Here is a 14,484-nt window from a genome sequence, read left to right as displayed (position 1 = left end):
CGACCACCGGCGCGTGGTCGGACGGCTTGCCGTCGCCGAGCGCGGGGTTGCGCTCGTCGAGGTCGACGAAGGCGTGGGTGACTCGGGCGGCGAGGGCGGGGGAGCCGAGCACGAAGTCGATGCGCAGGCCGCGGTTGCGCTCGAAGCGCTGGCGGTAGTAGTCCCAGTAGGTGTAGGAGTCGGGGCCGGGCGTGTGCTCGCGGGCGACGTCGACGAAGCCGTCGTCGAGGAAGCTCTGGAACGCGGCCCGCTCGCGCGGGGTGACGTGGGTGGAGTTGCGGAACTGCCTCATGTCGAAGACGTCCTCGTCGCGCGGGGCGATGTTCCAGTCGCCGACCAGCGCGGTCTGCTCGCCCAGCCACTCGCCGGAGGCGGCGCGCAGGCGCTCCAGCCACTGGAGCTTGTAGGTGTAGTGCGGGTCGTCGATCTTGCGGCCGTTCGGCACATAGAGCGACCAGATCCGCACGCCGCCGCAGATCGCGCCGATCGCCCGCGCCTCGGCGGCGGCGGGCTCGCCGAAGTGCGGCATCTCCGGGAAGCCGACGGTGACGTCGTCCAGGCCGACCCGGCTGATCAGCGCCACGCCGTTCCACTGGCTGAAGCCGGAGGCGGCCACCTCGTAGCCCATCGACTGCAGGCCCATCAGGGGGAGCTGCTCCTCCTTGGCCTTGGTCTCCTGGAGGGCCAGGACGTCGACGTCGTGGCGCTCCAGGAAGGCTTCGACGCGCCCGATGCGGGAGCGGAGGGAGTTGACGTTCCAAGTGGCGATGCGCACCCGGCGAACTCTAGTTCAGGCGGATCCCCCACCCGTTGAGTGGCGCCGTGCTGCACCGCTCGACCCCTGCTGGTGCGGCGCTGCACCGATCAACGGGTTCGCAAGGCGAGTGTGATCTGTAACTCATTGTTCGACTTCTCGTTACACCTGACATGTCGATGATCCGTGCGGTAGTCCTCCGCCTGCTGGCGGTTGTCATGGTGGTGGCGGCTCCGGGCCTGGCCGCCCCGGCCGCGCTCAGCGCCGCGGCCCCGCCGACGGCGTGGGAGCCGGGTCCGGCCAGCTACGACGTCGTCGTCACCGACGACATCCCGATCACCATGCGCGACGGCCGCGTGCTGCGCGGAGCGGTCCATGCGCCCGCCGACCCGGCCACCGGGCAGGCGGCACCGGGACCGTTCCCGGTGATCCTGGTGCAGACCCCGTACGGCAAGACCATCGACGGGCAGGTGAGCGAGTACCTGATCAGGCGCGGCTACATCTTCCTGACCGTCGACGTCGGCGGCACCGGCGGCTCCGAGGGCCAGTCCCAGCTCTTCGGGCAGGTCGAGGCCGAGGACGGCGCGGAGCTCGTGGAGTACGCGGCGGACCTGCCGCACAGCAACGGCAAGGTCGGCGCCACCGGCTTCTCCTACCTCGGCATCGACCAGGTCTTCACCGCGGCCGAGGTCGGTCCGGGGTCGCCGCTCAAGGCGATCTTCCCGGTCTTCACCGCCGCCGACCCGTACCGCGACCTCTTCGTCAGCGGTGGCGTGGTGAACATGGAGTCCAGCCTCGGCCTGATCGCCTCCTACTTCGGCCTGCGCACCTTCAGCCCGCTGCTGGAGCGGCGCAACGACCCGCTCGACGCGCTGCGCCTGGTCCTCGAGCACGGGCTCGCGGCGATCCCGTTCGAGCTGACCACCGGCCTCAACGTGCTCTTCCAGCAGGGGCGCGTCCACGACTCCGAGTACTGGCAGGAGCGTGCTCCCCAGCGGGTGCTGAAGAAGGTCGTCGACAACGGTGTCGCTGCCTATCTGGTCGGCGGTCAGTACGACGTGTTCCAGCGCGGTGAGCCCTTGCTGTACAGCGGATTGCAGAACGCCGCCGCCGGGCGCCCGGTGACCGCGCCGATGCTGCCGGACCAGGATCCGACGTCGAAGTACCAGCTGTTGTGGGGGCCGTGGGACCACGGCAACCAGGGCGAGGGGATCGACCTGGAGCGGATCAAGCTGGCCTGGTTCGACCAGTGGCTGAAGGGGATCGACACCGGGATCCTCGACGTCGACAAGCCCTTCCAGGTGCTGGAGGCCGACGGCACCACCTACCGGATGGGCTCCTTCCCCTCGGAGTCTGCCCAGGTGAAGCGGCTGCACCTCTCGCCGGGAGCCAAGCTGACGGCGTCGCCGCTTCCGGGAGCCAACCAGGCGATCTTCTTCAAGGGCATCTCCCTGGCCTGCAACCAGGCGATCAACCAATGGGCCGCCGGCGCGCTGCGCGCATTCGTGCAGTTCTGCACCAGCGCGCCCTTGCTGCAAGGGCTCCTCGACATCCTGCAGCCAGGCGACGCCGTCTACGACACGGCTCCGCTGACGTCGCCGATGCGGCTCTCCGGTCCGCTCTCACTGACCTTGAAGGCGACCTCCAACCGGCCCGAGACGATGTTCGTCACCGAGGTCTACGACGTCGCCCCGAACGGCACGCAGCGACTCGTCACCGGCGGCGCGCAACTGGGCTCGCAGCGTGCGATCGACCCGCAGCGCAGCTGGGCCGCGGGCGGCGACTGGATCATGCCGTACCACCCGCTCACCGAGACTGCGACGAGCCCGGTGCCGACCGGAGCGACCACGCGCTACGACATCGAGATCCGCTCCTCGTTCTACACCGTGCCGGCCGGGCACCGGCTCCGGCTCAAGGTGAAGAGCGGCGACACCCCGCACCTGCTGCCGCCTCCGATGAAGCTGCTCGACCTGCTCGGCGGGGTCTACGGAATCCAGTCCAGCAGCACGCTCAACCTCACCGTCGCGAACTGACCGCTGCCGCGAGGTCCCACCTGCCGAGGGTGGGGGAGACCTCGCGGATCAATGCGACGGCGATCGCCCGGTCGACGTCGCGCAGGGCCACGAACTCGTTGCCTGCGGCGGTGGTGGCGGTGAGCGTGACGAGATCGTGGCGGCGCTGGAACAGGCTCTGGCGCATCGTCCAGCCGATCACGCCGCGCCGCGCCAACACGGTGCGGATCCGGGTCAACGCACCCCGGCCGACGACCAGATGGGTGCCGGTCAGTGCGTGGCCGAGGTGGGCGTAGCTCATCTCGCCGACCAGCACCCCGAGGCCCGCGCCCGCCAGCACCGCGACGACGGCCCAGCCGGCGCCGATCACGTCGACGAGCACGCCCGCGACCGCCAGGGGGAGCAGCCAGCCGGTGGTCATCCACTGGGCGCGCACGTGGCCGCGGCGCCGGGCGAACCGGCCGTGCTGGGCCAGTGGCGCCGACAGTCCCGCGCCGCCGTCGTCCAGCACCTGGCTGCCGACGTCGCGGGCGAATGCCACCGGGCACTGCGGCAGCACCGGGTAGACGCCCTCGTCGAGCCCGGTGACCAGCGACTTCAGCTCGGCACCGCGGACCATCCGCAACAGCACCGGCTCCTGCAGCTCCACGCCGCGGATCCGGTCCTCCTCGACGGTGGTGGAGGTGGTGGTGAACAGTCCGCGGGTGAGCGTCAGGTTGCCGTGCTCGCGGGCCAGTCGCAGATCCCACCACGAGACCAGGTAGCTCAGCGCGCTGCCGACGCACCACAACGAGATCAGCCCCAGCGCGAGGCCGATGCCGACCAGCCAGATCGAGGCCTGCACCGCCCAGTTCCACACGTCCTGGCCGGTCTCCTCGACCGGCAGGTCGAACTGCCAGATCGCACCGACCAGGCCGGCCACGACCGCCAGCCGGGCCAGGCTGAACGGGGCGAACCGGGCCCAACGCGGGTCGAGCCGGGCCAGCACCACCGGCGCCGGCGCGGCGGGGAGAGCGGTGCTCTCGTGGAGGCCGACCGAGCTGGCGTCGAGGCCGTCCTCTGCGGTCGCCGGGACGGCGGCCGGTCGGCTGCCGAGCAGGCGCTCGCGCAGGTCCTGGGCCTGGGCGACGGAGAGCGAGTCGAGCTCGATCCGTCCGTCGTCGACGCCGGTGCCCACCAGGACCTTGCGCAAGGAGAGCAGCCGGTGCAGCACCGTCGCCTCCAGATCGACCGAGCGGACCCGCTCGATCGGGGCGGTGAGCTGCTTGCGGTTGAGCAGCCCGGTATGCACGAGCAACCGCTCGTCCTCGATCCGGAAGCGCGTGGTGAGCCACGGGATCACGCCGAGGACGACCGCGCCGATCACGAAGAGCGGAGTGAGCAGGAGCAGGGCCCGGGGCTGCTGGGAGCCGATGCCGACCATGGCGATCACCGCCGGCACCACGAGCTGGCGCGCGGCCTCCACCGGGCCGATCAGCAGCACCCGTGGATCGAGTCGCTGCCAGTCGCTCACGTGGCGTCGCCCTCACTGGCGGCGGTGACGGTGGTCAGGTGGGCGACCACCTCGCGCGCGGTTGCGGCGTCGAGCCCGTCGATGCTGATGGAGCCGGCCGAAGAGGCGGTGGTGACGGTGACCGAGGCGAGGCCGTAGAGGCGCATGATCGCGCCCTGCTCGACGTCGACGGTCTGGACCCGGCTCAACGGGGCGATCGCGACCTCGACGTTCAGCCATCCGGTGCGCGCATAGACGGCCTCGTCGGTGACCTCCCAGCGGTGCACCCGGTAGCGGAGGCAGGGGGAGAGCAGCGCGTAGGCCACGTCGGCGATCAGCACCAGGGCGGCGATCACCCAGGCCCACCACGACCACCAGGGCAGGAAGAGATAGAGCCCGGCGATCACGATCAGGGAGACCGCGGTGCTGAGCCACGCCGTCATCCGCCACATCCGCACCGCCTGCTCGGAGACGCGATGACGGGGCTCAGGCAAGGTGCTCACGCGTCCCATCCTGCCTGGTCGGTAGAAGGGCGCGCGGTGCGGCGTCGTGGCCGCCCTCGGCTAGGGTGGGCTCGATCCGTCGGACGGTGCTTCGTCCGGCGCCCACCATTCCCGGACTTGGGGCGGTTGATCCACTGCGCACGCGGCTTATCGCGGGCGCCGTCCCGCCCTGCCCGCGAGCCGAACGCTCGCCGACCTCCGGAGAACCCGTGAATCGCTCTGCCCTGCACGCCCTTGCCCTGCCCGCCGCCGTCCTGCTCAGCGCCACGCTGCTGAGCGGATGCGCCGAGGACAAGGACGAGGCCCCCGCCGCGAGCCGCGCCGTCGGCTATCCCGTGAAGCTCGACAACTGCGGCACCCAGGTCCAGCTCGACGCCGCCCCCGAGCGGATCGTCACCATCAAGTCCACCACCACCGAGCTCGCCCTGGCACTGGGCCTCGGCGAGAGGATCGTCGGCACCGCCTTCAGCGACGGTCCGGTGCTCGAGGAGTACGCCGACCAGGCCGCGGACCTGCCGGTGCTCTCGGACCAGGCGCCGTCCAAGGAGGTCGTGCTCGAGGCCGAGCCCGACTTCGTCTTCGCCGGGTGGGAGTCGAACCTGGCTGCCGACACCGCCGGTGAGCGCGCCGATCTGGCCAAGCTCGGCGTCGGCAGCTACGTGGCGCCGTCCGCCTGCCAGGAGCCGGAGTACCAGCCGAAGAAGATGACCTTCCCGCTGCTGTTCGAGCAGTTCCGCGAGGCGGGCGAGGTGTTCGGCGTGGGCGACCGCGCCGACGACCTGGTCGCCGAGCAGGAGGCGGCGCTGGCCCAGGTCGGCAAGGCCGTCGACGGCACCACCGCGCTGTGGTGGTCCTCGGGCGAGGACACCCCCTTCGTGGGCGGCACGATCGGCGCACCGCAGATGGTGCTCGACGCCGTCGGCCTGAGCAACATCGTCACCGAGAAGGCGACCTGGACCTCCTACGGCTGGGAGGCGATCATCGAGGCCGACCCGGACGTGATCGTGCTGGTCGACGCCGCCTGGAACCCCGCCGCGGACAAGATCAAGACCCTGGAGTCGACGGCTGCCACCAAGAACCTCACCGCGGTGAAGGGCAAGCGCTACCTGGTGATCCCGTTCCCGGCCGCCGAGGCCGGCGTCCGCTCGGTCGCCGCCGCGGGCGACCTGGCCGGCCAGCTCGACGACCTGGGTCTGCTGAAGGGCTGAGCCGATGAGTGCGCCGTCCCTGGAGCGTCCGGTCGAGCAGCGAGGTGCCCGGCCCGCGATCCTGCGCGACCGGCCCGGGGCGGCGGCTGCGCTCACTCTGCCGCTGCTGTTGCTCGCCCTGGTGGCGTCGGTGCTGGTCGCCGTCACCATCGGTGCCGCCGATCTGAGCGTGCGCGAGGTGTGGTGGTCGATCGGCGATCACCTGAACCTGATCGACGCCGACCTCAGTGTGCTGCGCGACGGCATCGTCTGGGAGATGCGGCTGCCCCGGGTGCTGACCGCTGCCGCGGTCGGAGCCGGGCTGGCGGTCAGCGGCGCGGTGATGCAGGCGTTGACCCGCAACCCGCTGGCCGACCCGTACCTGCTCGGGCTCTCCGCCGGGGCGTCGCTGGGCGCAGTGCTGGTCCTGCTCACCGGCCTGGCGGTCTCGCTGACCGTCGCCGCGTTCTCGGGGGCGATGATCGCCTTGCTGGGCACGCTGATGCTGGCCCGCTCGCTCGGCGTGATCACCCCCAGCCGCACCGTGCTGGCGGGGCTGGCGGTCTCCTCGTTCGCCGGGGCGATCACCTCGCTGGTGATCTTCTGGAACACCCAGGGCGACTCGTACCGGCAGATCCTCAACTGGCTGCTCGGCTCGCTGGCCGGTGCGGACTGGGGCACCACCAAGGTGGCCTGGGCGACGCTGCTCCTGGTCGGCATCCCGGTGATCGTCTACGGCCGCGTGCTGGACGCGTTCGCCTTCGGCGACACGGCCGCTGCGGCCCTGGGCATCAACGTGTCGCGGACCCGCTGGCTGCTGCTCGGCGGCACCGCGCTGCTGACCGGCGCGATGGTGTCGGTGAGCGGATCGATCGGCTTCGTGGGCCTGGTCCTGCCGAACGCGGTGCGGCTCGTCGTGGGCTCGCGGCACCGGCTGCTGCTGCCGCTCTCGGCGCTGGTCGGGGCGATCTTCATGATCTGGGTGGACACCGGCGCTCGCACGCTCTTCGAGCCCCGTGAGCTGCCGGTGGGGATCATCACCGTGCTGGTCGGCGCACCGATCTTCGTGCTGATCCTGTTGCGCAACCGGGAGCGGGCATGACGACGGTGCCGACCTCGCTCGGGGCCCGGCTGGAGGTGTGCGGGATCGGCGCCGAGGTCGGTGGCCAGCGGCTGATCGACCAGGTCTCGTTCAGCGTCCCGGCCGGTGCGGTGACCGCGCTGGTCGGACCGAACGGGGCCGGCAAGTCCACGCTGTTGCGGGCACTGTCCGGCGCCGGGCCGCGCAGCTCGGGCGTGGTGCTGCTCGACGGCGAGGACCTCTACGCGCTCGGACGCCGGGACCGGGCTCGCCGCTTGGCCCTGGTCGAGCAGGAGGTGCGCAGCGAGTTCGCGCTCACCGTGCGGCAGACCGTCGAGCTCGGGCGCACTCCGCACCAGAGCCTGTGGTCGCTGGGCAGCGCGGACGACGAGACGATCGTGGCGCAGGCGTTGGAGCGGGCGGACGCCGCCGGCTTCGCGCACCGTCAGCTGGGCACCCTGTCGGGTGGTGAGCAGCAGCGGGTGCAGCTGGCGCGGGCCCTGGCGCAGCAGCCCTCCCTGCTGCTCCTCGACGAGCCGACCAACCACCTCGACGTGCGTGCCCAGCTGCACACCCTGCGGTTGCTGGGCTCGCTGGCCGGTGAGGGGATGACGGTGCTGGCGGCGCTGCACGACCTCAACCTGGCGGCTGCGTTCTGCGACCACGTAGTGGTGCTGGCCGACGGGCAGGTGCGTGCGGTGGGCCCGGTCGCCGAGGTGCTGACGCCGGAGCTGATCGGTGACGTCTACGGGGTGCGGGCCGATGTGCTGAGCCATCCGCGCACCGGGCGGCCGCTGATCGCGTTCTCCTGACGCTCGGCTCGCGCTCCGCCTCGGGGCTCGGCGCCCGACTCGTGGCTCGGCGCTCGTCTCGCGCCCCGTCTGGGCGGGGCGTCCTGCGTTGCGTGGGCGGGGGCGCACGGTTCGGATGACGCCGTGGGGTGCCTACGATGAGCCCGCAAGCAGCGACGAGGAGGGCGCATGGGCCGGATCGGCTACGTGACCGCGACGGATCGGGTGCGTCCGCGCGAGGCGGTCGACCTGGCCGTGCTGGCCGAGGCGGCCGGCTTCGACGGCACCCTGGTCACCGACCTCTTCCAACCGTGGCTGCCCAGTCTGGGTCAGGCGCCCAACGTGTGGGCGATCCTGGGCGCGCTGGCCGAGCACACCCGCAGTGACTTCGGGCCGGGCATGGCGGTGCCGGGGCACCGGGTGCATCCCGCGGCGCTCGCCCAGTCCAGCGCGACCCTGGCCGCGCTGCACCCGGGACGGCACTTCCTCACCGTCAGTGCGGGGGAGGCGTTGAGCGAGCACGTCACCGGCGGCTACTGGCCCGAGGCACCCGAGCGGATCAACCGGCTCTTCGAGGCCGTCGAGCTGATCAAGCGCCTCTTCGCGGCCTCCGCCGCGGGGCGCGACGTGCGGTTCTCGGGTGAGCACTTCCAACTGGAGAGCACCCGGCTGTGGACCATGCCGGACGTCGTCCCGCAGGTGTTGGTGGCGACCGGGGGACCGGTGACCGCCAAGCGGGCCGGCCGCTCGGCCGACGGCCTGCTCGCGGTCGGTGTCCCGTACGACCAGGCCGCGGTGGTGATCGACCGGTTCCGCGTCGGCGCGCAGGAGGTCGGCAAGGACCCGGCCTCCCTGCCCACCTGGGTGCACCTCAACGTCTCCTGGGCCGAGACCGACGAGGCGGCGTTGCAGCAGGCGCTGGAGTGCTACCCGATCGGTGCCATGCGCTTCGCGCGCGGCGACCTGCGCTCGCCCGCGATGATCGAGCAGATCGCGCGGCTGGTGCGACCGGAGGATCTGGCCGGCCGGCTCCCGATCAGCGCCGACCCGGACGTGCACCGCGCCGAGATCCAGCGCTACCTCGACCTCGGCTACGACCGCGTCTTCGTGCACAACGTCGGCCGCAACCACGCCGCCTTCCTGACCGCCTTCGGCCGCCACGTCCTCCCCTCCCTCTAGCCCAACCCGCGCTTGTTCACCCCCGAACCTGCGCCTGTTGACAGCCGAACCTGCGCCTGTTGACAGCCGAACCTGCGCCTGTTCACCGCGGGCGGCGAGGTGAGACAGCGCCGATAGCGGCAACCTGCGCCGCGGCCCGTAGAATCTGCCGACGTGGCTCTCACCATCGGCATCGTCGGACTCCCCAACGCAGGCAAGTCGACGCTCTTCAACGCACTGACCAAGAACGACGTCCTCGCGGCGAACTACCCGTTCGCGACGATCGAGCCGAACGTCGGCGTCGTCGGTGTGCCCGACGAGCGGCTGGCGAAGCTGGCGGAGATCTTCGGCTCGGAGAAGATCCTTCCCGCGACCGTGGAGTTCGTGGACATCGCCGGCATCGTGCGCGGCGCCTCGCAGGGCGAGGGCCTGGGCAACAAGTTCCTCTCCCACATCCGTGAGTCGTCGGCGATCTGCCAGGTGACCCGCGTGTTCCGCGACGAGGACGTGACCCACGTCGACGGCGAGGTCAACCCGGGCAACGACATCTCCACCATCCAGACCGAGCTGATCCTGGCCGACCTGGAGACCGTGGAGCGTGCGGTGCAGCGACTCGAGAAGGAGTCGCGCAAGAACAAGGACCTGGTCGCGAACCTGGAGGCGGCGAAGGCTGCCCAGGAGGCGCTGGAGTCCGGGACCCCGATCATCGCGACGTCGATCGACCGCTCGCTGCTGCGTGAGCTGTCGCTGCTGACCGCGAAGCCGTTCATCTACGTCTTCAACTGCGACGCCGACGAGCTGCAGGACGAGGAGCTCAAGGCGAAGATGCGCGAGCTCGTCGCGCCCGCCGAGGCGATCTTCCTGGACGCCAAGTTCGAGTCCGAGCTGATCGAGCTGGACGAGGAGGAGGCCGCTGACTTCCTGGCAGACGCCGGTGTCACCGAGCCCGGCCTCGAGGTCCTGGCCCGCGTCGGCTTCGACACGCTGGGGCTGCAGACCTACCTGACGGCTGGTCCCAAGGAGACCCGCGCCTGGACGATCAAGAAGGGCGACACCGCGCCCGAGGCCGCCGGCGTGATCCACACGGACTTCCAGAAGGGCTTCATCAAGGCCGAGATCGTCTCCTTCGACGACCTCGTCGAGGCCGGCACCATGCAGAAGGCCAAGGAGGCCGGCAAGGTCCGCATGGAGGGCAAGGACTACGTGATGGCTGACGGCGACGTGGTGGAGTTCCGCTTCAACGTCTGATGGCCGCACGGCCGCAGTTCAGAGCTTGTGGCGGAAGGCGGCCTCATGCGGGCGGCACTGTTCTGGCCCCTGGCACTGATCTCCCGGATTGGGTCTGCCCGATCCGAGGGGCGACGTGTCGGATGCTGAGGACATGGCTATCCCGGAGGACGATGTTGCGCGGATTCGACGGCCCTGTGAGAAGCAGGTTCCGGCTTAACTGCTGGACCGAGTGCGAGTGGAGCATCGCGTACTTGGTCGTACTGTGACGATCGTCGAGTACCAGGCGCCGTGGCCGGAGCTCAGCTCGGAGTGGATAGAGGTGCCGCAAGCTCGGATGAAGTACGACGAGCAGACCCTGGGCCGGACCTTGTGCTGGTTCGAGCGAACTCCCGAACCCATCGCTACGACCTGGTGGAGCCTCGCCAGCAGATCGAGCGCCTGTTGGCGGAGTGTGACGAAGACCTGACCGGCATCTTCAAAGGCTGACCCAGGCGGAGCCCAAAGAGTTTCTCATTATTGACACAAACGGGCGTTTGATTAAAATGAGAAACATGCCAGCCGCTAGCCCGTACACCAGCCCGGAACAACAGGCCGATCTCGAACGCCTGGGTGCTCGGCTGCGTGCACGCCGAAAGGCGCTCGGTGTCACGGCCGTCGCCTGTGCCGAGGCTGCTGGCGTTTCGCGTGTCACCCTGCACAGGATCGAGGTTGGCAACCCCTCGGTCACGATCGGCGCCTACGTCAACGTTGCGGCCGCACTCGGACTTCATCTCGTCGTCCCGATCCTCGACGCTCCATCGGCAGATCCGGCGAAGATCACGGTCGGCGACTATCCCGGCCTTCGCGCTCTGGCATGGCAGACCGAGGCCGGCACCACCATCACCGAGACGGAGGCGCTCAACCTCTACGAGCGCGGTTGGCGACACCTTGATCACGAAGCCCTTACTGACCAGGAGAAGGCGTTCATCCAGCACCTGGCGGACACCTACAGCAACGGGAAGCTCCTTGTTTAGGCGGCTGCACCATCAACGGGTGGCCGAGGTGCTGTCGACGCTCGATGCACCTCTCCTGGCCGAGCACAACTGCTGGTTCGGAGGTGGAACGGCGATCGTCCTCAGCAGCGGGGAGTTCCGTGAATCGGTCGACATCGACTTCCTGGTCTCCGACGCGAGGTCCTACCGCGAGTTGCGCCAGATGGTCAGGGGTCACGGGCTCGAATCGCTGGCTACGCGCGAGCTGGAGGTAGGTCGAACACCTGCTGTGGACGGTTACGGAATCCGGACGACGGTGCTCGTCGCAGGGGTCGCGATCAAGTTCGAGATCATTCACGAAGGGCGGATCGACCTCGACAGGCCCTCGCCGGGCAACGAGATCTGCGGTATTCGGACTCTGACGCGAACCGATCAGGTCGCCAGCAAGCTGCTTGCGAATGACGACCGCTGGGCTGACACCTCGGCGTTCAGTCGCGACCTCATCGACCTGGCCATGATGAAGCCCGACGCGGTTGCATTGAAGGCCGGCGCACGCAAGGCGGTCGATGCCTACGGCAAGACGATCGGCGAGCCTCAACAAGGCCATCGCCTACCTTCAAGACAATCCACGCCGTCTCGACGAATACATCCGAGCACTCAAGATCGAGGCGCCCCGAGCAGTTGTCTGGCAGAGCATCCGCGACCTGTCCGCCCGATCCGCGAAGATCGAAGGGCTGGGTCGGGTCTCGGACTAGCCCTTGGGGCGGCACTCGCCTTCCCGCTCACCTGATATCGCGCACACAGGGACTACGCAAGTCGAGGAGGGTGCCATGACCGCGGCGAAGGTGGGGATCAGGGAGTTCCGCGCCGGTCTGTCAGATTTCGTGGACTCCGACGCCCCTGTCGCCGTAACCCGGCACGGGCACACGGTCGGATACTTCATCCCGGTCAAGGAGGACCGCTCCGCTGACGTGGCCGCTCTGAGGGCCGCTGGCGAGAAGTTGGACGCCCTGCTGAGCCTGACTGAGGACGAGGTCGACGCTGCGATCGAGGACTTCAAGGATTTGCGGCACAAGGGCAAGAAGAAGTCGTAGTGCCAGCGAGAGGCGCGACCCCGACGACTGGCCCATTCTTGCGACGGCGATGGCGTTGGACTGCCCGGTCTGGACTGAGGATCAAGACTTCTTCGGCGCAGGGGTGCCGACGTGGACAACGGACCGAGTAGAGATCTACCTCGCTGATCACGAGTCTCGCTGAGGCGAACCGCGCGGGAAGCCGGCGCGTCCACGGGAGCCCAGCGTCCGCAAACGGACCCGGACACCCGTCGAGACGGCCTAGGATCGCGCGGAGACGGCAGCGGACCGTCGTTCGTCGTTCGGGGGAAGCATGCGTCGACTGGTGGGAGCCGTCTGCTCCGTCGTGATGGCCGTAGCTCTGGTGGCCTTCGTGCCGGCGCAGGCGCAGGCCTTGGCGCCACAACTCGTGCTCGTCTCGCCCGACACGTGGCCCTCGGTCATCGACCCCACTGCAGGCGGCTCGCTCTCCGTGCGGGCTACCAACTTGGGGGAGGGGACTGGCACCCTCCAACTGGGCGGGCGTGCTCCGCAGACCGTGAACAACAACGAGATCGTGACCTTCGACCTCGCGACGCTGCTCCCGGGCAACCTCAAGCTCAGGCTGACTCTGTGCGACGAGATCCAGGGCTGTCGGAGCACCTCTCGCATGCTGGTGGTGCGCACCGCGCCCTCGATCGAAGTCTGGGGCAACGACAGGCTCCTCAACGAGAACGGAGACGGGCTCTGGGAGTCCGCCACACCTCGGATCCGACTCGATCCTGACGTCGACGTCGCCGTCCAGTGGAGCGTCAAGTCCGGCAGTCGCCTCGTCGCTGGGCCGTTCCCGCTGACTCAGCAGCAGATCGGAGTGGCACGGGCCGGCATGGAAGGAGTCGGCGTCCCGATCCATGCGCAGACCCTCGGGAAGGGGCTTCCTGCCGGTGACTACTCGGTCGAGGTGCGGAGCACCGGCGTCGAGGAGGACTTCACCAAGTCGGCGGTCAGGAGCTGGGAGCTCCACGTCAGTACAGCGCCCGCGATCACGGCGCTGACACCTCGGACCTCGGTGTTCTACCCGCGCGACGTCCAGACTGGGGTCGCCCACGAGATGGCGCTGAGCCCTCGGCTGGATCCTCGCGTCGTGCGTTACGGCGTCGGCTCGTTCGAGGTGCTCGACGCGAAGGGCCAAGTCCTCGCCAACTTGTCACTCGATCCGGCCGAGGGCATCATCCGCTGGACTGGCATGTACCACCCGGAGACCGGCGGCGGCCATCAACTCGCACCGGCGGGGATCTATCGCATCCGTCTCTCAGCCTGGGACGACGGTGTCGAGACCGCTCAGGTGTCAGCGCCGTTCCGCCTCTCCCACGCCTATCGCACCATGGTGGAGGTGGTCGGCCCGAAGCGCAGGGCGGCAAGCACGCGGACGGCGACGCTGACCACACGAGCGGCGAGCGTTCGTGCGGTCGGCGGGAGCCTCATCTACCGCAAGCACCGCGGTGCCGAGCCTCCTTCTGGCCCGCTCGTGCAGACAGTGCACAAGATCCGCGTTCCCTCGTCTTCCATCAAGAATGTCCACCCCCTCCTGAGAGTGCACGGTCGCTGGGCCTACGACACCGACATCGACGTCCGGATCGTCACCCCGCGGGGGAAGGTCGTCGAGATCATCAGCGCCCTGGCGGACCGCCGACACCGCTACGTCTTCATCCGGCCGCGCTGGATCCGGCCCGACGGAACGGTCAAGTTCCACCTCCGCTGGCGAGGTTGGGGAAGTAGCGGCCGGGTGGACAGCATCGCGGTCTCCCGCCACACGTACCGCTGGCGCACCTGACGCCCAGAGCCCGCGGGCGCGCGGGCGCGCGTGGCTAGGAGTACCGGTGACTCTTGGCGGCGTGCCCCTTCTCGCGGGTGCAGGTGCGGCCGCTCATGTTGCGGTGCCCGCACAGCTCGTCCGTGGTGGCGGACGGCGTCGCGCTCGGAGCCGTCTTCTTCGACGCCGGCGCCTTGGCCTTCGGGGCGGCTGGCGGCTTGCTCGCCGCGGAGCGCGTTGCCGGCTTCGCCGTGCCCGCAGCGCGCTGCGCCGCTGCGTACTTGGCCTCGCGCATCGCCCGCAGGTTGTCCATCTTGCTCATCGGTTGATCACCCCCAGACCCTACGGTGGATCACCGACAGAGCAGCCGCTGGGCCGCCGTCGCGTCCCGATGTCGCTGCCCGACGACGCGGATGGCACGCTAGAAGCACCCGCACCCG

Annotated in this window: 16 protein-coding genes; 12 read left to right on the top strand and 4 right to left on the bottom strand. The window is 69.7% G+C overall.

Translation table 11 applies throughout. The features are described 5' to 3' along the window. Window positions 1-775 (bottom strand): exodeoxyribonuclease III (locus tag ABD151_RS14060; RefSeq protein WP_343995391.1); only part of this gene is annotated, 775 nt, incomplete at its 3' end. Between the two features lie 152 nt (window positions 776-927). On the opposite strand from ABD151_RS14060, the gene ABD151_RS14055 reads away from it, so the two are divergent. Beyond that, entirely contained in the window at window positions 928-2,787 is a 1,860-nt protein-coding gene (locus ABD151_RS14055) for a CocE/NonD family hydrolase (RefSeq protein WP_343995390.1), read from the top strand. Here ABD151_RS14055 and ABD151_RS14050 read toward each other — a convergent pair. Together ABD151_RS14050 and ABD151_RS14045 are read right to left on the bottom strand one after the other, a co-directional pair. Continuing rightward, window positions 2,771-4,279, bottom strand: coding sequence for a PH domain-containing protein (locus tag ABD151_RS14050; protein ID WP_343995389.1), 1,509 nt, complete (start codon window positions 4,277-4,279; stop codon window positions 2,771-2,773). The two genes, ABD151_RS14055 and ABD151_RS14050, sit on opposite strands and share 17 nt — an antisense overlap. Next, entirely contained in the window at window positions 4,276-4,761 is a 486-nt protein-coding gene (locus tag ABD151_RS14045; RefSeq protein ID WP_343995388.1) for a PH domain-containing protein, read from the bottom strand. Before ABD151_RS14045 ends, ABD151_RS14050 begins: the two co-directional genes overlap by 4 nt. A gap of 209 nt (window positions 4,762-4,970) precedes the next feature. Here ABD151_RS14045 and ABD151_RS14040 point away from each other — a divergent pair, with 209 nt between their 5' ends. From ABD151_RS14040 to ABD151_RS14000, 11 genes are all read left to right on the top strand, one after another. Continuing rightward, window positions 4,971-5,969 (top strand): putative F420-0 ABC transporter substrate-binding protein, encoded by a 999-nt coding sequence (locus ABD151_RS14040; protein WP_343995387.1) that lies wholly within the window; start codon window positions 4,971-4,973, stop codon window positions 5,967-5,969. A 4-nt stretch (window positions 5,970-5,973) separates the two neighbouring features. Beyond that, window positions 5,974-7,050, top strand: coding sequence for a putative F420-0 ABC transporter permease subunit (locus ABD151_RS14035; RefSeq protein WP_343995386.1), 1,077 nt, complete (start codon window positions 5,974-5,976; stop codon window positions 7,048-7,050). After that, window positions 7,047-7,841 carry a heme ABC transporter ATP-binding protein gene (locus tag ABD151_RS14030; protein WP_343995385.1) on the top strand — a complete coding sequence of 265 codons (795 nt, stop codon included), beginning with the start codon at window positions 7,047-7,049 and terminating at the stop codon, window positions 7,839-7,841. The genes ABD151_RS14035 and ABD151_RS14030 overlap by 4 nt, the downstream gene beginning before the upstream one ends. Before the next feature lie 168 nt (window positions 7,842-8,009). Continuing rightward, on the top strand, window positions 8,010-8,999 hold the full coding sequence (locus ABD151_RS14025) for a TIGR03557 family F420-dependent LLM class oxidoreductase (protein WP_343995384.1): 990 nt from the start codon (window positions 8,010-8,012) through the stop codon (window positions 8,997-8,999). A 153-nt stretch (window positions 9,000-9,152) separates the two neighbouring features. After that, on the top strand, window positions 9,153-10,226 hold the full coding sequence (ychF, locus tag ABD151_RS14020; RefSeq protein ID WP_343995383.1) for a redox-regulated ATPase YchF: 1,074 nt from the start codon (window positions 9,153-9,155) through the stop codon (window positions 10,224-10,226). A 211-nt stretch (window positions 10,227-10,437) separates the two neighbouring features. Next, entirely contained in the window at window positions 10,438-10,674 is a 237-nt protein-coding gene (locus ABD151_RS21990) for a hypothetical protein (protein WP_462931660.1), read from the top strand. A gap of 85 nt (window positions 10,675-10,759) precedes the next feature. Beyond that, entirely contained in the window at window positions 10,760-11,221 is a 462-nt protein-coding gene (locus ABD151_RS14015) for a helix-turn-helix domain-containing protein (protein WP_343995382.1), read from the top strand. A 19-nt stretch (window positions 11,222-11,240) separates the two neighbouring features. After that, window positions 11,241-11,969 carry a nucleotidyl transferase AbiEii/AbiGii toxin family protein gene (locus ABD151_RS14010; protein ID WP_343995381.1) on the top strand — a complete coding sequence of 243 codons (729 nt, stop codon included), beginning with the start codon at window positions 11,241-11,243 and terminating at the stop codon, window positions 11,967-11,969. Window positions 11,970-12,009: 40 nt separating this feature from the next. Beyond that, window positions 12,010-12,273, top strand: a complete 264-nt coding sequence (locus ABD151_RS14005) for a hypothetical protein (protein ID WP_343995380.1) — start codon at window positions 12,010-12,012, stop codon at window positions 12,271-12,273. Window positions 12,274-12,322: 49 nt separating this feature from the next. Further along, complete coding sequence (locus tag ABD151_RS21940) at window positions 12,323-12,436, top strand: PIN domain-containing protein (protein WP_415630048.1); 114 nt, start codon at window positions 12,323-12,325, stop codon at window positions 12,434-12,436. 180 nt (window positions 12,437-12,616) lie between these two features. Then, window positions 12,617-14,065 (top strand): hypothetical protein, encoded by a 1,449-nt coding sequence (locus tag ABD151_RS14000; protein WP_343995379.1) that lies wholly within the window; start codon window positions 12,617-12,619, stop codon window positions 14,063-14,065. Window positions 14,066-14,099: 34 nt separating this feature from the next. On the opposite strand, the gene ABD151_RS13995 is transcribed toward ABD151_RS14000, so the two are convergent. Next, window positions 14,100-14,366 carry a hypothetical protein gene (locus ABD151_RS13995; RefSeq protein ID WP_343995378.1) on the bottom strand — a complete coding sequence of 89 codons (267 nt, stop codon included), beginning with the start codon at window positions 14,364-14,366 and terminating at the stop codon, window positions 14,100-14,102. Window positions 14,367-14,484: the final 118 nt, after the last annotated feature.

The sequence above is a fragment of the Nocardioides dubius genome (genome assembly GCF_039528155.1).
GTDB lineage: Bacteria > Actinomycetota > Actinomycetes > Propionibacteriales > Nocardioidaceae > Nocardioides > Nocardioides dubius.
The sequence above is the reverse complement of the archived record's forward strand: the minus strand, read 5'-3'. Positions and strand labels throughout refer to the sequence as shown.